Raw genomic sequence first — 23,661 nt, 5'->3', positions numbered from 1 at the left:
GGTCCGAAGGGGTGGCGTTGACCTCACCGATACCCGCGGAACGAGATCATCCGGCCCGTCGGTGCTGCTTGGCACGCGACCGTTTCTCGATGTACATCCGCTGGTCAGCGGATTTCAACACCTCGTCGGCCGTCATCCCGCAGTGCGCCCAGCCGATGCCGAAACTTGCGCCCACACGGACCGCCCTTCCGTCGACCCGGATGGGCGGAATGATCGCGTTCCGCAGACGGACGGCGAGGTCCTGTGCGTCGGCCCGGCCGAGCCCGTCGGCGAGCACGACGAACTCGTCGCCGCCGAGCCTCGCGACGGTGTCCCCGTCACGGACTCCGCTGGTCAGACGCCGTGCGACCTCGATCAGAACGGCGTCGCCGGTGTGGTGCCCGAACCGGTCGTTGATCGACTTGAAGCCGTCCAGGTCGCAGAAGAGGACCGCCAGGCCCTTCGTGCCGTCGTCGGTCTCCCCCTCGGGCGCGACGATGTGGACGTGGTGATCGAAGCCATAGTCGTCGTAGATCCCGCCGGAGGGCCCGGACCCGCCGTTCTGCTGTCCGGCCGCGGCGGCAGCGGCGGCCCCCGCGAAGTCGAATCCGTGCCCGTTCGTGTCGTACGAGCTGCCGGAGCGGTCCCCGTACGCCGCGTCCAGGGAGTCCACGGCGCTCGGCTCGGGCAGCTGGGGGCGGCGGCACAGGCGGGCCGAGAGGCGGGAGCGCAGCTCCGCCGAGTTCGGCAGGCCGGTGAGGGAGTCGTGGGACGCGCGGTGCGCGAGGTGCAGCTCGCGGCGTTTGCGCTCCTCGATGTCCTCGACGTGGGTGAGCAGGAAGCGCGGGCCGTCGGCGGCGTCGGCCACCACCGAGTTCCGCAGGGACACCCAGACATAGGTGCCGTCGCGCCGTCCGAGGCGCAGCTCGGCGCGGCCGCCCTCGGCGGAGGTGCGCAGCAGCGTGCCGATGTCCTCGGGGTGGACGAGGTCGGAGAAGGAGTAGCGGCGCATGGCGGACGCCGGGCGGCTGAGCAGCCGGCACAGGGCGTCGTTCGTGCGCAGGAGCCGTCCGTGCTGGTCGCCGCCCATCTCGGCGATGGCCATGCCGCTGGGGGCGTACTCGAAGGCCTGGCGGAAGGACTCCTCGCTGGCGCGCAGGGCCTGCTGCTCGCGTTCGAGCCGGACCAGGGCGCGCTGCATGTTGGCGCGCAGCCGTGCGTTGCTGATGGCGATGGCGGCCTGGAAGGCGTACATCTGCAGGGCCTCGCGGCCCCAGGCGCCGGGGCGCCTGCCGTTGCGCGGGCGGTCGGCGGAGATCACGCCGAGGAGTTCGCCGCCGGAGCCACCGGTGGCGTACATCGGGGCGAAGAGGCGGTCCGCGGGGTGCCACTCGTCCTCGAAGCGGGGCGGCGGCCCGTCGGTGAACCACTGCGGTACGTCGTCCTCGTCGAGGACCCAGCCCTCGGTGTGCGGAATGAACCGCAGGTCGCCCCAGGCCTCGCCCATCGACAGGCGGCGGTCCCAGGAGGCGCGGGAGCCGACCCGGCCGGTGATGAGGGCTTCGGCGGAGGAGTCGCCGGAGAAGGCGGCGACGACGAGGTCACCGTCGGGGCGTACGAGATTGACGCAGGCCAGCTCGTATCCGAGGCCGTTCACGACTCCGTCGGAGACCGTCTGCAGGGTGTCGGCCAGGCTGCGGGCGGTGTTCATGTCCGCCATCACCTGGTGAAGCTGCCGCAGGGTCGCAAGACGGACGTACGGCTCCGACTCGGTCTCCATGCTCAGCTCTCCCCGAGACCTCGACAGCACTCCAGAATTCTGATCGCCGATTCCGCACGTGCGTGTGCACGCTCTTCTTGCAGTGTCTCCGCCACTGAATCACAGCGAGCTGTGCACCCGGTACACAGGGTCAACAAAATATGGCTCCTGTGACTCAAGTCACAAGAGAAGATGAAGGGTTGAGGGGTGCTCCGGCGCGCGCCCCCTGCACTTCCTGAACGGAGAACACCGCCCGAAAACCGCCACATCCGGACGAAACCCACCACAGGTCCTAGGACCGTCCTCGGCCCATGGCCCGATGTGGCGGGCACGGCACCGAAGCTAGCGTCGGGACCGTGCTGAAGACTCCCCCGCCGCTGAAGAATCCCCCGCTCTCCCCCACCACCCGCACGACCCCCACGAACCCCACAACCCCCACGGCCGCTTTCGTCCCCGCGCCCTCCTCGGCCGGGCATGCTGAGGGGGTGAGCAACGACGAGTTCCGCGCCGCCATGTCCCGACTGGCCGCGGGCGTGGTCCTGGTGACCGCGCGCGAGATGCCGCTCGACCCGGACGACCCGTCGGCTCCCCTGGGCGAGGACGTCGGCATGACGGCGACGGCGTTCCTGTCGGTCTCCCTCGACCCGCCACTCGTCCTCGTCAGCCTGCGCAACGGCTCCCGCATGGACGACCTGCTCGACGAGCAGCCCCTGTGGGCGGTGTCCGTGCTCTCCGAGAGCCAGCGCCACATCGCGGGCCGCTTCGCGATGAAGGGCCGCATCAGTGACCGTCTGCTCTTCGAGGACATCCCTTACGTACGCGGCGAGGTGTCGGGCGCGCCCCTGGTGGGCGGCGCGCTCGCGACGCTGGAGTGCCGCACGGAGCAGCGGGTGACGGCCGGGGACCACACGCTGGTGATCGGCCGGGTGCTCACGGCCGCGCTGCCCAGCGCCGACGGCGGACCGCTGGCCTACTTCAAGGGGAAGTACCGGCAGTTGGGGTGAGGCCCCCGCCCGGACCCCCGTGGGACCGCTCAGTCCCAGCCCTGCCCCGACCGGCCCCGCTTCGTGTCCGACCGCGCCTTCTTGTTGCGCAGGCGGCGCTCGTTGATCCCCCGGGGGATGCGGGTCGCGCGGCGCGGCTTGGGCGGCGGGGCGGTGGCCTCGGCGAGGAGGGACGTGAGGCGCACGGCGGCGGTCTCGCGGTTGCGCCACTGGGAGCGGTGCTCCGAGGACCGTACGGAGATGACGCCGTCGACGAGGCGGGAGGCGAGCCGCTCCAGGGCCCGCGCCTTCCACACCTCGGGCAGCGCCTCCGTCCCGGCGAGGTCGAAGCGGAGCTCGACCTGGGAGTCGCTGGTGTTCACGTGCTGGCCGCCCGGCCCGGACGACCGGGAGAATCGCCAGAGGAGCTCGGCCTCCGGAAGGACCACCGAGCCGCGGATGATGTAAGGACCGGACATGGGTTCCATGGTCGCGCCTGAACGCGCGCCGCGTCACCCCCTTTTCCCGGCGCCGCACCCATATCGGGGAAAGCGGGTAAAGAAAGTAAAGACACCTGGAACCCTGGATCCCCCCTTGGCGTTCATAGGGGTACGAGTAGCTTCGTCTACGAAGCGCACGCATCGCTAACGAGGGAAGGACTCCCAACAATGGCTGTAAGCCTGTCCAAGGGTGGCAACGTCTCGCTCACCAAGGAGGCTCCGGGCCTGACCGCCGTCACCGTGGGCCTCGGCTGGGACGTCCGCACCACCACCGGCACCGACTTCGACCTCGACGCCTCCGCCATCGCGGTGAACCCGCAGGGCAAGGTCTACTCGGACGGCCACTTCGTCTTCTTCAACAACAAGGCGACACCGGACCAGACCATCGTCCACACCGGTGACAACGTCACGGGCCAGGGCGAGGGCGACGACGAGCAGATCAACGTCAACCTGGCGGGCCTCCCGGCCGACATCGACAAGATCGTCTTCCCGGTCTCGATCTACGACGCGGAGAACCGCTCGCAGAACTTCGGCCAGGTGCGCAACGCGTTCATCCGCATCGTCAACCAGGCCGGCGGCACCGAGATCGCCCGCTACGACCTCTCCGAGGACGCCGCCACCGAGACCGCCATGGTCTTCGGCGAGCTGTACCGCAACGGCGCGGAGTGGAAGTTCCGCGCGGTGGGCCAGGGTTACGCGTCGGGCCTCGTCGGCATCGCGCAGGACTTCGGCGTGAACGTCTGAGTCCCGTAGAGGGAGTCGAGGTCCGATGAAGGTCCCGGCCGCACCGCGGTTCGCGCGTGCGGCCGGGACCTTCGTCGCGTCCCGGTCCCGGTTTCCTGGTCAGCCCGCAAGGCTGCCACCTGACTGAAGAGCAGATCCGGGGAACTGATCGACTTCATGGGGACGATGTGCGCGGGAGGCTGCTCCTCCGCAAGCTCCAGGAAGACATCGGCTTCCAGGTCGTATCCCGTGTTCCACCTGCCGCTTCCACCGTGAAGTGCGCCGATGATGCCGGCGAGCCGCTGCCGGCCATCGATGATGCAGTCCACTGGATAGCCCTCACGCGGCGGCTGGACGTCCAGGTTCGCCACCTTGCTCTCGCCGGCGAGCCGCTCGGTCGACTGCCACAGCGACAGGCCGCCGATGGGGTAGTTGCGGTGTACCGGGTCGAGCAGGTGAAGCGCCTGCTGTACCGACCAGACGAAGCCTCGCCGGTATTCCGGGAGCACGATGTCACCGTCCAGCACCCGGTGTGCGAGCCGGGACACCGCCACGATCGTCCGCTCCGGGGCTCGATCCATTGCCTGCCCGCGTCCCCTGATGCAGTGAACTCGCCCTCGATCACCCTCCGTTGAGTTACCGGCCGTCCCCCGCCGACCGGCACGACAGCACGCTCATTCGATCTGGGGAGCACACTGACAGTCGCGGCCCGCCGGGATCCGATGTAGGGGGTGCCGACGCCCGGTTCCCCACACTCGCCCCGGGATCCTCGAACCTCTCGGCGCGCGGGCGTGACCGTCCGGCTTCCGCAGCACGGCAGTTGAAGGGCTCTGGCCGGAGGACATCCGGCCGGGGCCCTTCCGCGTGCGCGCCGATCCTCTCGCTCCTCGCCTTCCCCGCATCCCGGCACTTCTCTGCCAAGCGGCGGATAACGGACAACCACCACCCGCATTCGGACACGAACCAGCAAAGTTTTGACGGCTACCTGTCAAACGACATGGAGCCGGTGCCACTCTCTCCCCGCGCCCCCCACCCCCGACGGGTCACCACCCAAGGGGTCGTTGGACACAGAAGGAGTCCGAGTGACACACCGCTCCCCCGCTCCCCGTACCACCGGCCGCAGGACCGCCGCACGAGCCACCGCTCTCGCGGCCTCGGCCGCGATGGTCGTCCTGGCTCTGCAGAGCGGCACCGCGGCGACCGCCGCCGACCGCACCGCCGGTGCCACCGCCGTTCCGCTCAGCGCCTCCCAGCGGGCCACGGCCCTCAAGGACGCACAGGCCGACGCCCCGGCCGCCGCCCGCCAACTCGGGCTCGGCAGCGGGGAAAAGCTCATCGTCCGCGACGTCGTCAAGGACGCGAACGGCACGACCCACACCCGCTACGAGCGCACCTACGACGGTCTGCCCGTGCTCGGCGGCGACCTCGTCACGCACACCGCGAAGAACGGCGATCTCAAGGGCGTCTCCAAGGCGCACAAGGGCGCGATATCCGTGGCGTCGACGGACGCCTCCCTGGCCCCCACCGCCGCCAAGAAGTCGGCCCTCGCCGTCTCGGACGCCAAGAGCGCCGCCGCGAAGAACGTCCGCAAGGTCGTCTGGGCCGCCTCCGGCACGCCGGTCCTCGCGTACGAGACGGTCGTGACCGGCACTCAGGCCGACGGGACGCCGAGCGAGCTGCACGTCGTCACCGACGCCGCCACCGGCAAGAAGCTGTACGCGTACGAGGGCATCGAGAACGGCACGGGCACCAGCGAGTACAGCGGCACCGTCACGGTCGGCAGCACCGCAGCGGCCGGCGGCGGGTTCGACCTCACCGACGGCGGGCGCGGCGGCCACAAGACGTACGACCTGAACGGCGGGACGTCCGGCACGGGCACGCTCTTCCATGACGCCGACGACCAGTGGGGCGACGGGACGGTGACGAACCGGCAGACCGCCGCGGTCGACGCCGCGTACGGCGCGGCCGAGACGTGGGACTACTACAAGAGCGCGTTCAACCGGAACGGCATCGCGGGCGACGGCAAGGCCGCGTACTCCCGTGTCCACTACGGCAACGCCTACGTCAACGCCTTCTGGTCGGACGCCTGCTTCTGCATGACGTACGGCGACGGGCAGAGCAACCAGCACCCGCTCACGGCGCTCGACGTGGCCGGCCACGAGATGAGCCATGGCCTGACCGCGTCCACCGCGGGCCTCAACTACAGCCGTGAGTCGGGCGGCCTGAACGAGGCGACGTCCGACATCTTCGGCACGTCGGTGGAGTTCTTCGCGAACAACAGCAGCGACGTCGGCGACTACCTCATCGGCGAGAAGATCAACATCAACGGCAACGGCACCCCGCTGCGTTACATGGACAAGCCCAGCAAGGACGGCGGCTCCGCCGACTACTGGTCCAAGACGGTCGGCCGCCTCGACGTGCACTACTCGTCGGGCGTCGCCAACCACTTCTTCTACCTCCTGAGCGAGGGCAGCGGCGCGAAGACCATCAACGGGGTCTCGTACAACTCCCCGACCTCCGACAACTCCACGCTCACCGGCATCGGCCGGGCCAAGGCCGAGCAGATCTGGTACAAGGCCCTCTCCACGTACATGACGTCGACGACGAACTACGCGGCCGCCCGCACCGCCACGCTTCAGGCGGCGAGCGACCTGTACGGCGCGAACAGCGCCGAGCAGCAGGCCGTCGCGGCGACCTGGACCGCGGTGAACGTGAAGTAGCCCTCACCGCAGGGAAGTCCGGCCGGGCCATCCGGGACTACGGGTGGTCCGGCTTTCCGTTTCCGTACAGCCAGTCGTCCCAGACCGGCCCCAGATCCTTGCCCGGGTTCTGCTTCTCCACGTACGCGGTGAAGTCGGCCGTGTCCGCGTTGCCGTAACGGTGCGCGGCGGGCCAGCTCTTGAGCAGCTCGAAGAACTTGGCGTCCCCGACCGTCTCGCGAATCTTGTGCAGCACCATCGCGCCGCGCTCGTAGACGGGCGGGCCCGAGATGTTCGCGGGCCCGGGCGGCTTGGCGGGCGGGAAGGACCAGATCGCGTTCCCGCCGCCCTTCGCGTAGTAGCGGTCGAACGTGTCCTGCGCGCTGTCGCCGCCGTGCTGCTCCTGCCAGAGCCATTCGGCGTAGGTCGCGAAGCCCTCGTTGAGCCACATGTCCCGCCAGGACTTCGGCGTGACGGAGTCCCCGTACCACTCGTGGGCCATCTCGTGGACGAGCGTGGACAGAGGGGGAGTGCCGGGGAAGACGGGCCGGTTCTGGGTCTCCAGCGCGTACCCGGCGTCGTTCTCCCGGTCGACGACGGCGCCGGTGGAGGAGAAGGGGTAGGGACCGAAGGTCTTCGACTCCCAGGCCATGACGTCCGGGAGCCTGGCCAGGACCTTGGCGCTCGCGGCCGCCTCGACCGGGTCCACGGCGGTGTACACGGGCAGCCCGTCGGGCGTCCTGTAGGCCTTGGTCTCGAACTTCCCGATCGCCAGCATCGCCAGGTAACTGGCCATGGGCTGCGGGACGTGCCAGTCGAACGCCGTCCGCCCGCCGGCCGTCCGCTCCTTCGTCAACTCCCCGTTGGACACGGCCTTCAGGCCCTTGGGGACGGTGACGTGGATGTCGTACGTCGCCTTGTCGGAGGGGTGGTTGTTCCCGGGGAACCAGGCCATGGACCCGGTGGGCTCGCCGAGCGCGAGGGCCCCGTCATCCGTGGGGAGCCAGCCCTCCGCGGAACCGTCCGGGTCGGTGATGGTCACGGGCTTCCCCGAGTACCGCACGACCGTGCGGAACTCGGAGCCCTTCCGCAGCGCCTCGGCCGGACGGATCGTCAGCTCGTGCCCGGCCCGCTCGAACGTGGCCTTCTTCCCGTCGACGGTGACGCCCGCGACGGTCAGGCCCTTGAGGTCGAGGTTGAACGCGCTGAGGTCCTGGGTGGCCTTCGCCGTGATGTCGGCGGTGCCCGACAGCCGGTTCTGGTCGGCGTCGAGGGTGAGCGTGTAGTGCGTGGCGTCGTAACCGCCGTTGCCCAGCTTCGGAAAGTACGGGTCCCGCACCCCCGCGGCACCCGGCGTGCCATGCCCACCGGCGGCGGAACAGGCGCCGAGAGCCAGGACGAGGGCGAGGAGGGCGGAGGCGGACCGTGGGCTGTGGGGCACTGAATGATCGTAGGGGCGAACGCCGTGGAGGCGCCTGCCGGACGGCGGGCGCCTCCACGTCGGTGGGGGGTGTGCGACTAGCGGTTCAGCGCGGCGACACCGGCCTGCGCGAACTTCTCGTCCAGGTCGCCCGAGGGCGCACCCGACGCAGGGCGAACGCCGTGGAGGCGCCTGCCGGACGGCGGGCGCCTCCACGGCGGTGGGTGGTGTGCGACTAGCGGTTCAGCGCGGCGACACCGGCCTGCGCGAACTTCTCGTCCAGGTCGCCCGAGGGCGCACCCGCGACGCCGATGCCCGCGACCGGGGCGCCGTCCGCCGCGACGGGCGCGCCGCCCGCGAGGAACAGGGTGCCCGGGATGTCCTTCAGGTTCGGGGCCTGCTCGAGGCGCTTGGCGAGCTCGGACGTCGGCGCGTTCCAGGACACCGCGGTGTACGCCTTCTTCACGGCGGACTCGTACGACTGCGGGCCGGCGCCGTCGCCGCGCAGGGTGACGATCGTGTTGCCGTTGCGGTCGACGACGGCGACGGAGACGCGCTGGTTCTCCTTCTTCGCGGCGTCGAGGGCGGCCTGCGCGGCCTTCGTGGCGGCGGCCGTGGTCAGGTGCGTGGACCGGGTGAGGTTCTTGGCCGGGGCGTCCGCGGTCACGGCGGCGGGCGCGGCGGCCGGGGCGGAGGCGCTGGCCGAGACCGCGCCGAAGGTACCGGCGACGACGGCGGCGAGGACGGCGCCACCGGTCAGGACACGGGCGCGCTTCGAGATCTTCTTCATGACGGGTGCTCCTTGGAGGCGGTCGGGTCGGTCAGAGGCGGTCGGTGAGTCGCTCCTGTATCGATCCTCGGGCCGGAAACCGGGCCGCACCGTCGACGTACCGGCTGCGACCGGAGCGCGGCTCGGCTGACGTCCGGGTCAGCCGATCGGTTGACCCGCGTACCGCCCGCACAGGCCACAATGGGGGTGTTTGACCAGTTCAGCAGCGCGATGGCGGAAGCGGAGAGGGGTACGGGCGTGGCACCTGAGACGCGGGATCCGGACGCCCGCTGGCTGGCCGCGGTGATGCACACCGCGTTCTTCCTGCTGCTCGGCGGCGCCCTCGCCCGGTTCCTGCTGCGCCACCCCGGCGAGGCCCGCACCCCGTGGATCATCGCGCTGTCCGTGGTCCTGGCCGCGCTGTACGTGCTCGGCCCCGCGCTCGGTCCGGGCCTCGGCGCCCGCGCCACCCCGCGCCGCCTCACCTGGCTGGCCCTGGTCGTCGCCGTGTGGATGGTCCTCGTCGTCCTCGCGCCGAGCTTCGCGTGGTGCGCGGTCCCGCTCTTCTACACGGGCCTGCGCACCCTGCCCGCCCGCGCCGCGCTCGTCCTGATCGGCGTACTCACGGTGTTCGTCGTCGGGGCGCAGCTGCGCCTCGCGGGGGACTTCGACCCGAACCTGCTGCTCGCGCCGCCGGCCGTCGCGGCCCTGGCGACCGCCGTCTTCGTCCACATGGAGCGCCAGGCGGAACGCCAGCGCGCCCTGATCGACGACCTGGTGCGCACCCGCAGGGAACTCGCCGCGACGGAGCGCCGCGAGGGGACGCTCGCCGAGCGCCAGCGCCTGTCGATGGAGATCCACGACACGCTCGCCCAGTCCCTGTCCAGCCAGCAGATGCTGCTCCAGGCGGCGGACCGGCTGTGGGACGCCGACCCCGAGCGGGCCCGCGCCCATGTGCGGACCGCGGAGTCGGTGACCGAGCGGGGCCTCGTGGAGGCGCGCCGGTTCGTGCACGACCTGGCGCCGGCGGATCTCGCGGGCGGCGGCCTGGACGAGGCGCTGCGCACGCTGGCGGCGCGGGAGTCGGAGGCGGGGCTCGCGGTCCGCTTCCACGCGGAGGGCGCCCCGGCCCCGCTGCCCGACCGGGTCGAGTCCGCGCTGCTGAGGATCGCGCAGGGCGCCCTGGCGAACGTACGGGAGCACGCGGACGCGACGGCCGCCGCGATCACGCTGACGCACCTCGGCGACCAGGTCGTCCTCGACATCGCGGACAACGGCCGCGGCTTCACACCCGAGCCCCCGCGGGAGTCGGGCGTGCGCGGGCACGGCCTTCCGGCGATCCGGGCGCGCACGCGGCAGCTGGGTGGCACGCTGACGATCGAGTCGGCGCCGGGCGAGGGCACGGTGCTGTCGGTGGCGATTCCGCTGGAGGCCTCATGAGTGAGCCCGTACGACTGCTGGTGTGCGACGACCACGTGGTGGTGCGCGCGGGACTGCTCGCCCTGCTCGGCAGCGCACCCGGCATCGAGGTCGTGGGCGAGGCCGGCACGGGCGACGAGGCGGTGGCGCTCGCCGCGAAACTGACGCCGGACGTCGTCCTCATGGACCTCCAGCTGGGCGAGGGCATCGACGGCGTGGAAGCGACGCGCCGCATCACGACCGCGCCGCCCGAGGCGGGCCCGCACCCGCATGTCCTGGTCCTGACCACGTACGACACGGACGCCGACATCACCCGGGCCATCGAGGCGGGCGCCACGGGGTACCTCCTCAAGGCGGAGCGTCCCGAGGAGCTGTTCGCCGCGATCCAGGCCGCCGCCGAGGGCCGTACGACGCTGTCCCCGCCGGTCGCGAGCCGCGTCATGGCCCGTATGCGCAGCCCGCGCCCGTCCCTCACGGATCGCGAGCGCGACATCCTCGGCCAGCTCGCCCAGGGCCTGGGCAACCGGGACATCGCCCGCGCCCTGTTCATCAGCGAGGCCACGGTGAAGACCCACCTGGGCCGGATCTACGACAAGCTCGGCGTGGACACCCGGGCGGGCGCGGTGGCGGTGGCGAAGGAACAGCGGCTGTTGGGCTGAGCACGTGCCGGCCGACCGGGGCCGCCCGGTGGGCGTGACGGCTGCGGTGACCGTGCCGGCCGTGCGCGCACCCCGTCCCGACCGTGAGCGGCGCCCCCTCCCGACCGTGACACCATCACTGATGTGCTCGACATCGGCTACGCCCTCTCCCGCCGCTTTCCCGACCCTCCGCAGACGGACTTCCGTCGCGCGGACGTCCACGCGCTGCGGCACGACCTGTTCGCCGGCGACGTCTACCTCGCCGACACCAAGGCCGACCGGGAGCTGTCCACAGCCTGGGGATGGGTTCCGGTGCTGGACTTCGCGTGGGCGCTGTGCGACATCGTCGAGCAGCTGGACCGTGACCCGCGCGGCAGCCGCGCGTCGAGGCCGCAGTACGCCGAGCTCGACTTCACCGAGTCGACGGACCGGATGCTCTTCGAGCGCCGCTTCGGGTGGGTCGACATCGAGGCCGACTGGATGGAGGCCGACGAGCCGCCCCTGACGTTCTCCCACACCGAGCTGCGCCGTGAGGCCCGCGACTTCCTGCACGACGTGATCGCCGACCTCACCGACATGCACGAGGACCTGGCGGACAACCCGGCGATCTGGGACCTGCAGGCCCGCTTCCCCCGCGTCCCGGACGAGCGCTAGCCCCCACCTCCCGACCGGCCGCCCCTACTCCACCCGCACCCCGATCTGCGCCGCGAACGCCGGTGCCAGGTCGAAGAGCTGGGCCGGGCTGATCACGGCCCCGGCCAGCCGGTCCACACCGCGCGCGATCCCCAGCTCGGCCACGCCCCGCAGATCCACGTCCGCCATCACGGCGCCCGTGAAGTCCGCACCCCGCACCACGCAGCCCTGGAACTCCACCCGGTCCAGACGCGCACCCCCGAAGTCCGGCTCCACCAGCACGCATCCGTCGAAGACGACGTCCTTCAGGCGCGCCTTGCGCAGATTCAGGTACTCGATCTTCCCGCCGCGCACCACGACCCGCTCCAGCACGCTCCCGTGCAGCTGGACCCCGCCGAGCCGGGCGTCCGCCACCTCGACGTCCCGCAGGGTCGCCTCCGCGAGGTCCGTGCCCACGCCCCGTATCCCCGTCAGCGTGGAATCGAGGATCCGGGCGCGGGTCAGCCGGGTCTCGTCGAGCCCGCATCCTTCGAGCGCGCAGTCCATGAAGCGGGCGCCCCCGCCGTCCTGCCCGGTGAAGTCGGCCGCGGTGAACTCCACACCGTCGTAGTCCCCGTCCGGCTCGAGCCCCTCGCCGGTCCAGGGCGCGAGCGGGGGCAGCCGCACCTCGGGCCGCCGTGCCTTCTTCACCGCCGCCAGTTTCGCCGACGACGTCTTCGCCGGCCTCACCACTCGTTTCTCCGCCATGCCCCCATGCTGCCCGCCGCCACTGACAATCGGTGACCGCCGCCCTTCCCCCCGCCCGTGTCACATTCCGCCGCGCACAGCCGTCGTAAGTCGTAAGGGCAACAGAGACAGCCACAGGCACAGACACGGCACTGCCAACCCGAAGGGGAACATCGGCATGGCAACGACCACCCCCGACCTCACCGTCATCGGCGGCGGATTCGCCGGCCTCACCGCGGCCGTCACCGCCGCCGAGGCCGGAGCGAGCGTCACGGTCCACGAGTCGCACCACACCCTCGGCGGCCGCGCCCGCACCGCCGAAGGCCCGTACCGCACGCACGACGGACCGCACGCCCTCTACAGCGGCGGCCCGCACTGGACCTGGCTGAAACAGCGCGACCTGCTCGGCCCGCTCGCCCCGGTCCCGCTCGTCGAGGGCTCCCGCCTGCGCTTCCACCACCGCGGAGCCCTGCGCCGCACCCCTCCGCTGGCCCTGCTGCGCCTCCTTCGCCACCGGTCCGAACACGTGCCCGTGGACATGGACTTCATGACGTGGGCGACGCGCCACGTCGGTGAGGAGGGCGCCCGCGCGGCCGCCCACTACACGTCCGTGGCGCTCTTCCACCACGACCCGGGCTCCCTCTCCGCGGCCTTCGTCCAGGAGCGCCTGCGCCGCGCCGCGAAGGTGCCGCCGGAGGCGCACTATCCGCGCGGCGGCTGGGCGTCCGTCATCGACCGGATGGCGGCCCGCGCCTGGAATCTGGGCGTGCGCGTGGAGACGCTGTCCCGCGTCGACTCCGTGCCCACGGGCGGCGGACCGGTGATCGTGGCGACGTCCCTCGACTCGGCGCGCCGCCTCCTCGGCGACTCGTCGCTGACGTGGGACAGCAGTCGTACGACGCTGATCGACCTGGCCGTGCGTACCCGCCGCGGCGACGCCTTCATCGTGTCCGGGCTCGACTTCCCGGCCTGGCTGGAGCGGTTCACGGCTCAGGACCGGAGCCTGGCGCCGCACGGGCAGCAGCTCGTCCAGGGCCACATCCCCGTAGCGCCGCACGAGTCGAAGGCCGACGGCACGGCACGCGCCGAACGCCTGCTCGATCTGGGATTTCCCGGCTGGCGCGACCGCGTGACCTGGCGCAGGGACGCGCTCGCGAACGGGCGTACGGGGGCGGTCGATCTGCCCGGCACGACGTGGCGGGACCGGCCCGCGATCGACCGCGGAGACGGTGTGTATCTGGTGGGCGACCAGGTCGCGGCACCCGGCGTGCTCTCCGAGGTGTCGTTCAACAGCGCCGTCGAGGCGACCACGCTCGCGCTCACCGCGTCCCGCCCGGGGCTCCGCGCGGCCTGACGCCCGCACTTGACCTCAAGTCCGCTCGAGGTTGAAAGGTGGTGGGCGCACCCGAGCCGTCAAGAGGCCGCACGCCCAAGGGAGTCCGCCATGCACGCCGTACGACTGCACGCCTTCGGCCCCGCCGAGAACCTCAACTACGAGAAGACCGGCGACCCCCTGCCAGGCCCCGGCCAGGTCCGGATCGCCGTGGCCGCGGCCGGCGTGCACCTCCTCGACACCGCCCTGCGCGAGGGGATGAAGGGCCCCGCGCCCGAGCCGCCCGCGCTGCCCACCGTCCCCGGCCGTGAGGTGGCCGGCACCGTCGAATCGCTCGGCGAGGGCACCGACGCGTCCTGGCTCGGCAAGCGCGTCGTCGGCCACCTCGGATTCGCCCCCGGAGGCTACGCCGAGCTCGCCGTGACCGACGCGGCCCGCCTGCACGAGCTCCCGCCCGACCTGGACTTCGCCGAGGCCGTCGCCCTGATCGGCACCGGCCGTACGGCGATGGGGATCCTGCAGTTCGCCCCGCTCGGCCCCGCGTCGGTGGCCGTGATCCCGGCCGCGGCGGGAGGCGTCGGCACCCTGCTCGTCCAGTACGCGAAGCACGCGGGCGCCACCGTCGTCGGCCTCGCGGGCGGCCCCGAGAAGGTGGCCCGCGTCCGCGCGAACGGCGCCGACCTGGCCGTCGACTACACCGCCCCCGACTGGCCCGAGCAGGTCCGCCGGTTCCTCGTCGGCCGCCCGGCGACGGTCGTCTTCGACGGGGTGGGCGGCGACGCGGGCCTGGCCGCCGTCGACCTCCTCGGCCCCGGCGGCGTCCACGTCGTCTTCGGCTGGTCAGGCAAGGGCCTGCACGACGGCGAGCCCCTCACCCTCTCCGCGGACGAACTCACCCGGCGCGGCATCACCCAGGAACAGGTGCTCGGCCCGCCGATGATGCGGCGCGCGGGCGGCGACAACCCGGTCCGCACGCTGGAGCTGGCCGCGCTGAGGGAGGCCGAGGCGGGCCGTCTGCGTCCCGCGGTGACCCGCTTCCCGCTCGCCGAGGCAGCCGCGGCGCACCGTGCCCTGGAGAACCGCGGCACGATCGGCAAGGTGGTCCTGATCCCGTGACCCGAGCCCGGGTCCCCGGGCGCGCTACGACCCGAGCCGGGCCAGCGCCTCGTCCGTCAGCCGGTACACCGTCCACTCGTCCTGCGGCGCCGCGCCGAGCGCCTTGTAGAAGTTGATCGACGGCTCGTTCCAGTCGAGGACCGACCACTCCAGGCGCTCGTATCCGCGCTCGACGCAGATCCGCGCCAGCTCGGTCAGCAGCGCCTTGCCGTGGCCGCCGCCGCGCGCCTCGGGCCGTACGTACAGGTCCTCCAGGTAGATCCCGTGCACCCCGCGCCAGGTGGAGAAGTTCAGGAACCACAGGCAGAAGCCGACGGGCTCGAGCGTCGTGTCGTCCTCGGCGATGTGGGCGAACGCGGCGGGCCGCTCCCCGAACAGTGCCTCGCGCAGCTGCTCCTCGGTGGCCCGTGCCTCGTGCAGCGCCTTCTCGTAGTCGGCGAGTTCACGGACCATGGCGTGGATGACGGGGACATCGGCGGGCGTGGCGGTACGAATCATGACGGCAGGCTAACCACTCACCGCGGGGCGGCCCGCACGGGTCGGCCACCCGCCCCCAGGGCGACCCACCCGCATCGGCCGATCACCCACCCCCGCCACCGGACACGCACCCCCAGGCCACCCGCCCATCGCAGCGCGCCCCGCGAGGGCCCGCTCACCGCCCGAGCAGTCTGCGCGCCGTCTCCAGATGGTCCGGCATCAGTGGTCGCCCGTCCTCGATCTCCCACAGGGAGTCCTGAAGCACCCGCCCGAGCGTCCAGGCGCGCGCCCGCTCCCGGTCGAGCCCGAGCACCCCGCTCATCGCGTCGAACCGCCACACCACCTCGTCCGCGTCGAAGCGGTTGTCGATGGCGGGCTTCAGGTCGAAGCCCGGGTCGCCCGCGAGCGGCTTCGGGTCGATGGCGAGCCACGGCTCCCGCTCGGCGGCCAGCACGTTCTCGAAGTGCAGATCCCAGTGCAGCAGCCGGTCACCCGCCTCGTCCGCGACCTCGCGCACGGCCGCCGCACAGTCCGCGAGCAGCGCGCGGTCGGCCGGGCCGGGCACGGCCGCGAGCGCCGACGGCACCTGGGCGAGCATGTCGGCCGCGATGCCGGACAGCCGCCGCATCCCTTCCGGGGCGGGCCCGGACGTGAGCCGGGCCAGCAGTTCGGCGATGACGAGGACGGCCTTCCGGGAGTCCTCCACGGAATCCAGCATCCGCCCGGAGTCGAGCCGTTCGAGGAGCATCGTGCCCGTGGCGTCGTCGTGGTCGAGGAGCCGGACGGCGCCGGCACCGTCCCAGACGCGCAGCGCGACCGGCTCGCCCTCGGTCTCCTCGTCGAGGATCTGGAACTTGACCACGGCGGGCGTCCCGTCGCCCCGCACCACGGGCAGGACCAGGGCGGCCATGCCGTGCATCGCGGGCCCGTCGACGCGCAGATCCCAGCGTTCGACGAACTCCTCCACGCGCGCCGGGAGCCCGGCGATGAAGGCGCGACCGGGCTCACCCGCGTAGGTGTACTGGGACTCGACCAGGCCGTCCGGGATGTCGATCACCCGAACGACCCTATGTGCGTGCCTGAATGCAGTCCATGCGCCGTTTCCCCCTCACCGTGTGGTCGTACGTACGGCACGCCCCCGGCACCTGTCTCTGGCTGGCCGCCCTGTTCTTCACGACGGTCGCCATGCACCACATGGACCCGCACTTCGAGCACGAGTTCCTGCGCCAGCGCTCCACGAACCTGCACGAGCTGTCGACCGACCCGGTCCGCGTCCTCGTCGCCTCGTTGTTCTGGATCGACGGCAGCAGCTGGTGGCCGTACGCCGTCCTCTACACGGTGTTCCACGCGCAGGCCGAGCGCTGGCTCGACACCTGGCGCTGGCTGGCCGTCGTGGGGGCGGCGCACGTCCTCGCGACCCTGATCAGCGAGGGCGCCCTGCTGTGGGCGATCCGCCACGGCCACGCGCCCGCCTCGTCGGTCGACACCCTCGACGTGGGAGTGAGTTACGCGCTCGCGGGCGTCGTCGGCGTCCTCACGTACCGGCTCGCCCCGCCCTGGCGCTACGTCTATCTGGCCGTCGTCCTGATCGTCTACGGCGGCCCGCTCCTCACCGGCCGCACCTTCACCGGCCTGGGGCACGTCGTCTCGGTCCTCATCGGCCTGGCCTGCCACCCCCTCGTACGCGACCGGGGCGAGCCCTGGAACCCGCTGACGCTCCTGCGGCGACGGGACCGGACAGCGCGGCGAAACGATCACCCGCAAAACGAGGAAGGCGGCCGTCCCCCCTGCCCGAACCCCCCTGTGGAGCGCTAACGTCCGAGGCCATGAGCAGCAAGAACGGCACTCACGGCGCCCAGGCCACCGTCAACGGCGGCATATCGTTCTGGTACGCGGACGACGGCATCCCCACCGCCCGCGAGCCCCTCCCGGGTGACGCGTCCGCCGACGTCGTCATCGTCGGCGGCGGCTACACGGGCCTGTGGACCGCCTACTACCTGAAGAAGGCCGCGCCCTTCCTCCGCATCACCGTCCTGGAGCAGAAGTTCTGCGGCTACGGCGCGTCCGGGCGCAACGGCGGCTGGCTCTACAACGGCATCGCCGGCCGCGACCGCTACGCGAAACTGCACGGCCACGACGCGGCCGTCCGCCTCCAGGAAGCCATGAACGACACCGTCTCCGAGGTGATCCGCGCGGCCGCCGAAGAGGAGATCGACGCCGACATCCACCAGGGCGGCGTACTCGAAATCGCCTACACACCAGCCCAGTTGGCCCGCCTCAAGGCCTTCCACGCCGCCGAACTCGCGTACGGCGAGAAGGACCGCACCCTGCACGGCGCCCGCGAGACCGCCGAGCGCGTCCGCGTCTTCGGGGCCGTCGGCTCGACCTGGACCCCGCACGGCGCCCGCCTGCACCCCGTCAAGCTCCTCAAGGGCCTGGCCGCCGCCGTCGAGGCGCTCGGGGTCACGATCCACGAGTCGACGCCCGTCACGGAGATCAAGCCGAAGCACGCCGTCACCCCGTACGGCACGGTCCGCGCGCCTTACATCCTGCGCTGCACCGAGGGCTTCACCGCCTCCCTCAAGGGCCAGCGCCGCACCTGGCTCCCCATGAACTCCTCCATGATCGCCACGGAACCGCTGACCGACGCGCAGTGGGAGTCCATCGGCTGGGAGGGCCGCGAGACCCTCGGCGACATGGCGCACGCCTACATGTACGCCCAGCGCACGGCCGACGGCCGCATCGCGCTCGGCGGCCGGGGCGTCCCGTACCGGTACGGCTCGAGGACCGACAACGACGGCCGCACCCAGCCCGCCACCATCGAGTCCCTCACCGCGCTCCTGACCCGCTTCTTCCCCCAGCTGGCGGGCGTCGCCGTGACCCACGCCTGGTCCGGCGTCCTCGGCGTCCCCCGCGACTGGTGCGCCACGGTCACCCTCGACCGCGCGACAGGCCTCGGCTGGGCGGGCGGCTACGTCGGCTCGGGCGTCGCCACCACCAACCTCGCCGCCCGCACCCTGCGCGACCTGGTCCAGCAGGACTCCGGCCAGTCCGGCCCCACCGACCTCACGACGCTCCCCTGGGTCAACCACAAGGTCCGCAAGTGGGAACCGGAACCCTTCCGCTGGCTGGGCGTGCACGGCATGTACGCCACCTACAACGCGGCCGACCACCGCGAACTCACCACCCACACGACGGGCTCCTCCCGCCTGGCCCGAGCCGCGGACCGCGTGGCGGGCCGCGGCTGACAGGCCCCAGACACGACGAAGGCCCAGGTCACGCCCGTGACCTGGGCCTTCGTCCCGGCGTAGCCCTCTGTCAGATTCGAACCGACGTGAGTCGTCGCCCGGCCTTGTGCTGATGATCAAGTGCGGCGGCAGTGGGACGAGGCCGCCATCACCGGCCCGATTCCGACGGGCCGGCGATCCCACGTGTCCGGGATGGTGGGTGTCACCACTCGCCGTGGTCGCGGATCACCCGGAAACTGCCCACGACCCCGTCCTCGAGGAAGAAGCCTCCCCAGCCGCTCCCGTGGTCGGTCTGGGGCGCGACGCCATACGTGGCGCCGTAGGGTCCGACCGTGGCCACCGGCGCACCGTTGTCGCAGTTGAACCCGCGGTAGACCTCAACCGTCGCGTCGCTGTCGTTGTCGATGCTGAAGCTGGTGGAGCCCAGCCCACTGGCAGCGGGGACACAGCCGTCCTCATGGGCGGAGAACGTCCGTTCGTTGAAGTGGATTCTTCCTTCCTTCCTGCCGCCGTAGCCACGGTCACCGTCCTCGTGGCCACGGCCCCCGTGGTCACGACCCTCGTCCCCCCTGCCGGCAGTGCTGTCGGTACCGGCGGGAGCCGCCTCGGGGGCGGCCTTCTTGACGGGCGGGGCGGCCTTCTTGACCGGCGGTGCGGCCCGCTTGGCCGGCGGTGCGGCGTGTTCGGCCGCCGGGGCGGCTTGTTTGGCCTCCGGGGCGGCCTGGTCCGATTCGGATTGCGCGGCATACGTGATGCCGGTGGCAAGGACCGCTGCGCCTACCACGGCAGCGGACACGGCGAACATTCGCGTCGGCATGTCACTCCTCTCCTGTCTCAGAGACGCCAGCTGTACAGCCGACCTGCAACGAACGTAATAATCGGCTCATCAACTGTCATTTCAGGACAGCTCAAGGTGTGACGTCGGGCTGCTGATCGAGTGGAATTCCCGCGCGTGGTGCATACCTCGGAGCTTTCTGACACAGCGCCAGACATCCGGGTTCGGACGAGGCCGCGGCCCCCGCCCGAGACCGGAACTGAGCCCACCGCTCATCGCGCGGCCCGCACCCGGCGTCGCCGCCCCGTCCACAGAACAGAGAAACCCCAGCTCAGACGGCATCTGAGCTGGGGTTTCCGATGGAGCCCCCTGTCGGATTCGAACCGACGACCTACGCATTACAAGCTGTCCGGGCTTGTTCCACGGCTGTCATGGGGTGTCCAGAGAGGACTCGCCTCGCAGGTCAAGTGCCGTGCCGGACGCTCGTGGACGGGTGCAGACCACGTCGGATTAGGCGGCAATCGAGACTAGAAGTGAGACTGGCCAGCCGTAGAGCCGCACCCTGCTCACGGTGCGTCGATCTGCCAGGCGACCACTCCGGTCGCCCCTTTGGAGCCGTCGACGTCGATGTGGACCAGCTTGTCCGCAGTGATCCGCTGCTGAACCACTGACCCGTCGCAGGGGACCGTCGCCTTCGTACCGGCGTTCGTAGGCACGAAGACCAACTGCGCGCTGCCGGTGCCGGCCGATCCCCCGCCGGAGGCATCATCTTGTGCCCGCGGGTGACTTCCCGACCGTTGCTCTCTTGCACGTTGCGCGCCGCCGGGCGCGGCCAGCCGGGGCGGAGACAGGAGGCAGGCCGCGCCGCAGAGGCGGCGCGCTCCCGCGCCGTGCGCGGGCTTGACGAGAGTAGGGAAAGTTCCACCGCGCTGGCGTCAGTGGCTTGTCGTCGTGGCTTCCGACGTGTGGGCCTGCCCTGTTCAAGGCATCCAAGATCCTCACCCGGTGCTTCAGCTGTCAGGGGCGGGATTTGAACTTACGACCTCTTCGTCCCGAATAAGGTCCGGACGAGATCCGTACCTGACCTCGCTCGCGTTTGTGCAGGTCAGGCAGTTGGTATGGCTTGGTCTCACCCAGTGCATGGGAACCCTTGGGAGAAGATCTTCTCCCAAGGGTTCTCCCCGCGCCCTCGAAGCGGTCAGGGGCCGGGAGGCGGCAAGCGAGGCCACGCCGGCAGGGCCCTTTACCGATGTGGCCATGCGAAGGGCGAGCACGATTCGGTGGGCGGCCTTGGTTACAGGCCGCAGGAGCCGCGGTCCAGATGGAAGTAGCGGGCATTGGCCCAGCGGCACAGTCGGATACCGACGACGACGCCCACGATAGTGACAAGCGCGGGCACGTAACCGCTGGCGACCTGGATGATCGGGATCGCCGGGCACCCGCCCGAGATCGCCCATCCGGTTCCGAACAGCACGGCGCCGGGGATCACGCCCGCGTGGATGCGCCCCGGAGTGCGGCGGATCCGCAGCAGAGCGAACGCGCACACGATGATCCCGACGGCACCCGCGAAGGAGAAGAACATCCGCAGGTCCTGGAAGGTGAACATACGGTTCAGCTCGGTGTAGTCGCCGAAGCCGATACGGGAAACGGTGTAACCGAGAGTCAGTCCCGTGATGATGTTGGCCAGCAGAATCGCGCCTCGGGTACGCATCAGATCACCTTCCACAGAAGGAACGAGACCGCGACGGCGGTGCCGAAGAACACGGCGGTCGCGACCAGGCTGACCGGGCGCAGACGGCCGCAGCCGTTGAGCCCGTGGCCGGAACTGCAGCCACCGGCCAGCCGAGTTCCGAAGCCGACCAGCACGCCTCCGATGAACAGCAGGACGATCATGGTGGTCGGATTCGCGGTGACCACGTCCCGGAATCCCGGGCCCATGTCGAAGCGGAGGTGGAACTGTCCGGAGGTGACCGCAGCGATCAACCCGCCGAGGAAGATCGACACCAGCAGGGCGACCTGGGTGACCAGCGGGGCCGGGGAGAGGGCCGAGGTGTCCTCATTCACCGTTGGTTCGACGTCCGTCTGGACCGGCTGTGACGTGCCGTAGGGAACCGGCGGCGCGGTGGGCGCGGCGTAGTCGGTGCCGAAGTGCTCCGCCGTCGCTACGGCGAGAGCCTCGGCGAGCGCTCGCTCGTCGGTGAACTCCTCGTCCATGCGCTCGAGCCGACGCTCCCTGCGCCAGTGCAGGACGCGATCCCACGCGGACGACACCCCGAACGACCGATCCGTGGTGAGGGCGTAGTTGATGGTGATCAGAGCGAGCCCGGCAGCGCCGGCCCACCAGGGCCAGTAGTCACTCATGCGGGGCCTCCCATCCATTCGGTGAATCGAGCCCAGAGCCCGCGTTTCGGTCTGGAGCTCTGCCCAGCGCGCCTGGACGGACGGTCTGCGGGATGGGGAGCCCGTGCGGACGATGACGGTTTGTAATGCGACGCCGAGATCGTCGGGGACGCCGGCCCGAAGTGAGCCGCAGCATCCGATGCCGCGGTCACAGGTTCTGACGGCTCTGCCGGCCAAGCCGGTGCCGGCTGCGACCAGGACGGGTTCTCCTGCCGCCAAGGATTGGGCTGGGGGGGACGAGCCTGCTCGGCCCCCTGCTCAGGTCCGGCGGCGCTGGACCGGTCCGCGCCCTCGGGCATGTCTTCCAGGTGGCGTGCGCGGGCTCCATTGGGCAGCAGGCTGATCGGCACGCGCTCGCCGGTGAGTGACACCTGGTAGCGCGCACAGCCGAGCCATTGATCCTCGCTGTCGCAGTAATAGTCGCGCCACCCCTGCAAACTCGCCTTGAGCAAGGGGAAAAGGGGGCATCCTGCGGTGTGCGAGCAACCCACGTCGCTCCCTTCTGACCGGCGCACACCACCCGTTTTATGAGGGGCGGCTGCCGTTCTCGGTCTCTTGCCCCGACGCGCCCACGTCGACGATGCCGAAAGCGCGTTGATGGCCTGTCACGGTGCGGAGCAGTGCCTTCCTGCCTCGACCGGGCGTGATGCAACCACCGTTTCGGTATCGCAAGCAATTCCGGACACGGCCGGACCCGCTTGACATCGCCGAGCGCGAAATGTCACGCGATATCGGGTGTGACGCGCCCACATGGTCGGCCTTTCTGCGTGCAGAAGTAATTCTTCCGTGGAGGCTGTGCGCACATAGGCTTCACTTATGGCGAAAGCATGAATTGGGCTGTGACGAAACTGTTGATATTACTGGTCGTTAACGAGGGCGCGAAGGAAGGAGACCCATGTGCCAACGTGCTGTCTGCCAGTCATGCCGGAAGGTGACCTACGAGGGCTGTGGAGGGCACGTGGAGCAAGTACTCGCCGGCGTCCCGACAGCGCAGCGGTGCATGTGTGAGCCAGGGAAGCGCAAACCGGTACGCGCGCGGGAGCTGATGACTCCGCCGGGGCCGAATCCGGGCAGGCCGAAGGATGGCCGGTGGGCCCGGCTCATCGCGTGGATGAAAAGCGCTGCCTAGGGCCGGTCGGACGGCCCTTCGACAAGCTTCGTCGAGCCTCCGCCGATGTTGCGGACCGTACCCACGGTCGGTGCGGGTTGGCCAACAGGAAGCCAAGCGCCTCTGCCGCTCGCGTACGTCGCCCCGTGCTGGCGCTCTTCGACCTCGACAGCACCTTGATCGACCGTAGGGCGGGCCTTGAGGCCTGGCCCCGCGCTTCGACGGCATCTGCGTCTCGGGCGAGTCGGGGCGCAGAGTCCTGGCCCACAGACAGCCCATGTGAGTCTGCGATCAGGCATGACCGCAGTCGCTTGAGGGTCCCGCCGGCGTCCACCCAGCGGCAGATTTACAGTCCCCACAGGCGAGCGGGTCTGACCTCGCCGTTTCCTGAGGGACTAGCGCGTTGCCCACGCCGGCCCCACTAGGGCGTGTCCGGCGCATCGCGGTTCGGCACGCCTGGCACGACTTCGTGGCCGAATCCCCGAGTGCGCCCCGTTCGGGGGCGGCTGCCGGGTTGCGGTACTTCACTGCTGTACGCCTGCCCCTGGACTCGGCTCCGCGTGCGAGCAGGCCTACTCGCCTCGGATGGACAAAGCGTTGAAACGGGCCTCGTGCGTTGGTCGCCGCTGCGACGAGGGATGCGCCGGGGCCCGTTTCTGATGTTCGTCGATCAGGTCGGAGGCGTGTGCGGGTCAGAAGCAGCCGGGTCCGGTGGCGGGGCTGAAGCAGGCGTTGGAGCCGGGGCCGCCGTCGTTGGTGTTGGCGCCGGGGCCACCGAAGAGCGCGTCGTTGCCGGGACCGCCGAAGAGGGCGTCGTTGCCGTTGTTGCCGTTCAGGTTGTCGGTGCCGTTGCCGCCTTCGATGCGGTCGTTGCCGTCGCCGCCGGACAGCACGTCGTTGCCGTCGCCGCCGCAGATGAGGTCGTTGCCACCGCGGCCGTCGACCACGTCGTTGCC

The 23,661-nt window shown here is 70.9% G+C and carries 22 protein-coding genes and 1 pseudogene; 10 read left to right on the top strand and 13 right to left on the bottom strand.

The features are described from left to right. Positions 1-46: 46 nt before the first annotated feature. Complete coding sequence (gene cdgB, locus OHO83_RS25225) at positions 47-1,759, bottom strand: diguanylate cyclase CdgB (RefSeq protein ID WP_266671797.1); 1,713 nt, start codon at positions 1,757-1,759, stop codon at positions 47-49. A 464-nt stretch (positions 1,760-2,223) separates the two neighbouring features. On the opposite strand from cdgB, the gene OHO83_RS25220 reads away from it, so the two are divergent. Then, positions 2,224-2,742: a flavin reductase family protein gene (locus tag OHO83_RS25220; RefSeq protein WP_266676448.1), complete on the top strand. Its 519-nt coding sequence runs from the start codon at positions 2,224-2,226 to the stop codon at positions 2,740-2,742. 29 nt (positions 2,743-2,771) lie between these two features. Here OHO83_RS25220 and arfB read toward each other — a convergent pair whose 3' ends face one another. Then, the gene (gene arfB / locus OHO83_RS25215) at positions 2,772-3,209 is read right to left on the bottom strand and encodes an alternative ribosome rescue aminoacyl-tRNA hydrolase ArfB (protein ID WP_266671799.1); all 438 of its coding nucleotides are present in this window, start codon (positions 3,207-3,209) and stop codon (positions 2,772-2,774) included. A 180-nt stretch (positions 3,210-3,389) separates the two neighbouring features. Between arfB and OHO83_RS25210 the strand changes: the two genes are divergently transcribed. Beyond that, positions 3,390-3,965 (top strand): TerD family protein, encoded by a 576-nt coding sequence (locus OHO83_RS25210; protein WP_100595698.1) that lies wholly within the window; start codon positions 3,390-3,392, stop codon positions 3,963-3,965. On the opposite strand, the gene OHO83_RS25205 is transcribed toward OHO83_RS25210, so the two are convergent. Continuing rightward, on the bottom strand, positions 3,914-4,498 hold the full coding sequence (locus OHO83_RS25205) for a DUF262 domain-containing protein (protein WP_330279787.1): 585 nt from the start codon (positions 4,496-4,498) through the stop codon (positions 3,914-3,916). The genes OHO83_RS25210 and OHO83_RS25205 overlap by 52 nt on opposite strands. Before the next feature lie 609 nt (positions 4,499-5,107). On the opposite strand from OHO83_RS25205, the gene OHO83_RS25200 reads away from it, so the two are divergent. Further along, positions 5,108-6,664 (top strand): M4 family metallopeptidase, encoded by a 1,557-nt coding sequence (locus tag OHO83_RS25200; protein WP_266676450.1) that lies wholly within the window; start codon positions 5,108-5,110, stop codon positions 6,662-6,664. A gap of 37 nt (positions 6,665-6,701) precedes the next feature. On the opposite strand, the gene OHO83_RS25195 is transcribed toward OHO83_RS25200, so the two are convergent. Together OHO83_RS25195 and OHO83_RS25190 are read right to left on the bottom strand one after the other, a co-directional pair. Further along, positions 6,702-8,084, bottom strand: a complete 1,383-nt coding sequence (locus tag OHO83_RS25195) for a M1 family metallopeptidase (protein WP_266671803.1) — start codon at positions 8,082-8,084, stop codon at positions 6,702-6,704. Positions 8,085-8,298: 214 nt separating this feature from the next. Then, the gene (locus OHO83_RS25190) at positions 8,299-8,853 is read right to left on the bottom strand and encodes a GlcG/HbpS family heme-binding protein (RefSeq protein ID WP_266671805.1); all 555 of its coding nucleotides are present in this window, start codon (positions 8,851-8,853) and stop codon (positions 8,299-8,301) included. 210 nt (positions 8,854-9,063) lie between these two features. Between OHO83_RS25190 and OHO83_RS25185 the strand changes: the two genes are divergently transcribed. From OHO83_RS25185 to OHO83_RS25175, 3 genes are all read left to right on the top strand, one after another. Next, positions 9,064-10,272 (top strand): sensor histidine kinase, encoded by a 1,209-nt coding sequence (locus tag OHO83_RS25185; RefSeq protein ID WP_405603676.1) that lies wholly within the window; start codon positions 9,064-9,066, stop codon positions 10,270-10,272. Next, positions 10,269-10,910 carry a response regulator gene (locus OHO83_RS25180; RefSeq protein ID WP_266671807.1) on the top strand — a complete coding sequence of 214 codons (642 nt, stop codon included), beginning with the start codon at positions 10,269-10,271 and terminating at the stop codon, positions 10,908-10,910. The genes OHO83_RS25185 and OHO83_RS25180 overlap by 4 nt, the downstream gene beginning before the upstream one ends. Before the next feature lie 123 nt (positions 10,911-11,033). Further along, the gene (locus tag OHO83_RS25175) at positions 11,034-11,543 is read left to right on the top strand and encodes a hypothetical protein (protein WP_227295543.1); all 510 of its coding nucleotides are present in this window, start codon (positions 11,034-11,036) and stop codon (positions 11,541-11,543) included. 24 nt (positions 11,544-11,567) lie between these two features. On the opposite strand, the gene OHO83_RS25170 is transcribed toward OHO83_RS25175, so the two are convergent. Next, positions 11,568-12,269 (bottom strand): pentapeptide repeat-containing protein, encoded by a 702-nt coding sequence (locus OHO83_RS25170; protein ID WP_266671810.1) that lies wholly within the window; start codon positions 12,267-12,269, stop codon positions 11,568-11,570. Between the two features lie 157 nt (positions 12,270-12,426). Here OHO83_RS25170 and OHO83_RS25165 point away from each other — a divergent pair, with 157 nt between their 5' ends. After that, positions 12,427-13,602 carry an FAD-dependent oxidoreductase gene (locus tag OHO83_RS25165; RefSeq protein ID WP_266671812.1) on the top strand — a complete coding sequence of 392 codons (1,176 nt, stop codon included), beginning with the start codon at positions 12,427-12,429 and terminating at the stop codon, positions 13,600-13,602. A gap of 90 nt (positions 13,603-13,692) precedes the next feature. Beyond that, positions 13,693-14,697, top strand: a complete 1,005-nt coding sequence (locus OHO83_RS25160; RefSeq protein ID WP_266671815.1) for a zinc-binding dehydrogenase — start codon at positions 13,693-13,695, stop codon at positions 14,695-14,697. Positions 14,698-14,721: 24 nt separating this feature from the next. On the opposite strand, the gene OHO83_RS25155 is transcribed toward OHO83_RS25160, so the two are convergent. Both OHO83_RS25155 and OHO83_RS25150 read right to left on the bottom strand, forming a co-directional pair. After that, positions 14,722-15,195, bottom strand: a complete 474-nt coding sequence (locus OHO83_RS25155; protein WP_266671817.1) for a GNAT family N-acetyltransferase — start codon at positions 15,193-15,195, stop codon at positions 14,722-14,724. A 154-nt stretch (positions 15,196-15,349) separates the two neighbouring features. Then, entirely contained in the window at positions 15,350-16,231 is an 882-nt protein-coding gene (locus OHO83_RS25150) for an aminoglycoside phosphotransferase family protein (protein ID WP_266671819.1), read from the bottom strand. Between the two features lie 26 nt (positions 16,232-16,257). On the opposite strand from OHO83_RS25150, the gene OHO83_RS25145 reads away from it, so the two are divergent. Together OHO83_RS25145 and OHO83_RS25140 are read left to right on the top strand one after the other, a co-directional pair. After that, positions 16,258-16,989, top strand: a complete 732-nt coding sequence (locus OHO83_RS25145; protein ID WP_405600436.1) for a rhomboid-like protein — start codon at positions 16,258-16,260, stop codon at positions 16,987-16,989. A gap of 11 nt (positions 16,990-17,000) precedes the next feature. Beyond that, positions 17,001-18,422: an NAD(P)/FAD-dependent oxidoreductase gene (locus tag OHO83_RS25140; protein ID WP_329434711.1), complete on the top strand. Its 1,422-nt coding sequence runs from the start codon at positions 17,001-17,003 to the stop codon at positions 18,420-18,422. A gap of 202 nt (positions 18,423-18,624) precedes the next feature. On the opposite strand, the gene OHO83_RS25135 is transcribed toward OHO83_RS25140, so the two are convergent. From OHO83_RS25135 to OHO83_RS25115, 5 genes and pseudogenes are all read right to left on the bottom strand, one after another. Continuing rightward, positions 18,625-19,239, bottom strand: a complete 615-nt coding sequence (locus OHO83_RS25135) for a hypothetical protein (protein ID WP_266671825.1) — start codon at positions 19,237-19,239, stop codon at positions 18,625-18,627. A 524-nt stretch (positions 19,240-19,763) separates the two neighbouring features. Then, the gene (locus OHO83_RS25130; RefSeq protein WP_266671827.1) at positions 19,764-19,913 is read right to left on the bottom strand and encodes a hypothetical protein; all 150 of its coding nucleotides are present in this window, start codon (positions 19,911-19,913) and stop codon (positions 19,764-19,766) included. A 578-nt stretch (positions 19,914-20,491) separates the two neighbouring features. Then, a complete protein-coding gene (locus OHO83_RS25125) occupies positions 20,492-20,908 on the bottom strand; it encodes a YeeE/YedE thiosulfate transporter family protein (protein ID WP_266671829.1) in 417 nt (138 codons plus the stop codon). Next, positions 20,908-21,558, bottom strand: coding sequence for a YeeE/YedE family protein (locus OHO83_RS25120; protein WP_266671831.1), 651 nt, complete (start codon positions 21,556-21,558; stop codon positions 20,908-20,910). Before OHO83_RS25120 ends, OHO83_RS25125 begins: the two co-directional genes overlap by 1 nt. A gap of 1,839 nt (positions 21,559-23,397) precedes the next feature. Next, a pseudogene (locus OHO83_RS25115) lies at positions 23,398-23,655 on the bottom strand (calcium-binding protein); the annotation flags it as partial. Between the last annotated feature and the right edge of the window lie 6 nt (positions 23,656-23,661).

Source organism: Streptomyces sp. NBC_00569 (genome assembly GCF_036345255.1).
GTDB lineage: Bacteria > Actinomycetota > Actinomycetes > Streptomycetales > Streptomycetaceae > Streptomyces.
This window is presented reverse-complemented; position numbering and strand designations above follow the sequence as displayed.

Coding starts and splice junctions, on each gene's coding strand:
- OHO83_RS25135 (WP_266671825.1), bottom strand. CDS start 19,239: ATGCCGACGCGAATGTTCGCCGTGTCCGCTGCCGTGGTAGGCGCAGCG.
- OHO83_RS25160 (WP_266671815.1), top strand. CDS start 13,693: ATGCACGCCGTACGACTGCACGCCTTCGGCCCCGCCGAGAACCTCAAC.
- OHO83_RS25120 (WP_266671831.1), bottom strand. CDS start 21,558: ATGAGTGACTACTGGCCCTGGTGGGCCGGCGCTGCCGGGCTCGCTCTG.
- OHO83_RS25210 (WP_100595698.1), top strand. CDS start 3,390: ATGGCTGTAAGCCTGTCCAAGGGTGGCAACGTCTCGCTCACCAAGGAG.
- cdgB (WP_266671797.1), bottom strand. CDS start 1,759: ATGGAGACCGAGTCGGAGCCGTACGTCCGTCTTGCGACCCTGCGGCAG.
- OHO83_RS25185 (WP_405603676.1), top strand. CDS start 9,064: ATGGCGGAAGCGGAGAGGGGTACGGGCGTGGCACCTGAGACGCGGGAT.
- OHO83_RS25165 (WP_266671812.1), top strand. CDS start 12,427: ATGGCAACGACCACCCCCGACCTCACCGTCATCGGCGGCGGATTCGCC.
- OHO83_RS25180 (WP_266671807.1), top strand. CDS start 10,269: ATGAGTGAGCCCGTACGACTGCTGGTGTGCGACGACCACGTGGTGGTG.
- OHO83_RS25125 (WP_266671829.1), bottom strand. CDS start 20,908: ATGCGTACCCGAGGCGCGATTCTGCTGGCCAACATCATCACGGGACTG.
- OHO83_RS25145 (WP_405600436.1), top strand. CDS start 16,258: ATGCAGTCCATGCGCCGTTTCCCCCTCACCGTGTGGTCGTACGTACGG.
- arfB (WP_266671799.1), bottom strand. CDS start 3,209: ATGGAACCCATGTCCGGTCCTTACATCATCCGCGGCTCGGTGGTCCTT.
- OHO83_RS25140 (WP_329434711.1), top strand. CDS start 17,001: ATGAGCAGCAAGAACGGCACTCACGGCGCCCAGGCCACCGTCAACGGC.
- OHO83_RS25200 (WP_266676450.1), top strand. CDS start 5,108: ATGGTCGTCCTGGCTCTGCAGAGCGGCACCGCGGCGACCGCCGCCGAC.
- OHO83_RS25170 (WP_266671810.1), bottom strand. CDS start 12,269: ATGGCGGAGAAACGAGTGGTGAGGCCGGCGAAGACGTCGTCGGCGAAA.
- OHO83_RS25190 (WP_266671805.1), bottom strand. CDS start 8,853: ATGAAGAAGATCTCGAAGCGCGCCCGTGTCCTGACCGGTGGCGCCGTC.
- OHO83_RS25155 (WP_266671817.1), bottom strand. CDS start 15,195: ATGATTCGTACCGCCACGCCCGCCGATGTCCCCGTCATCCACGCCATG.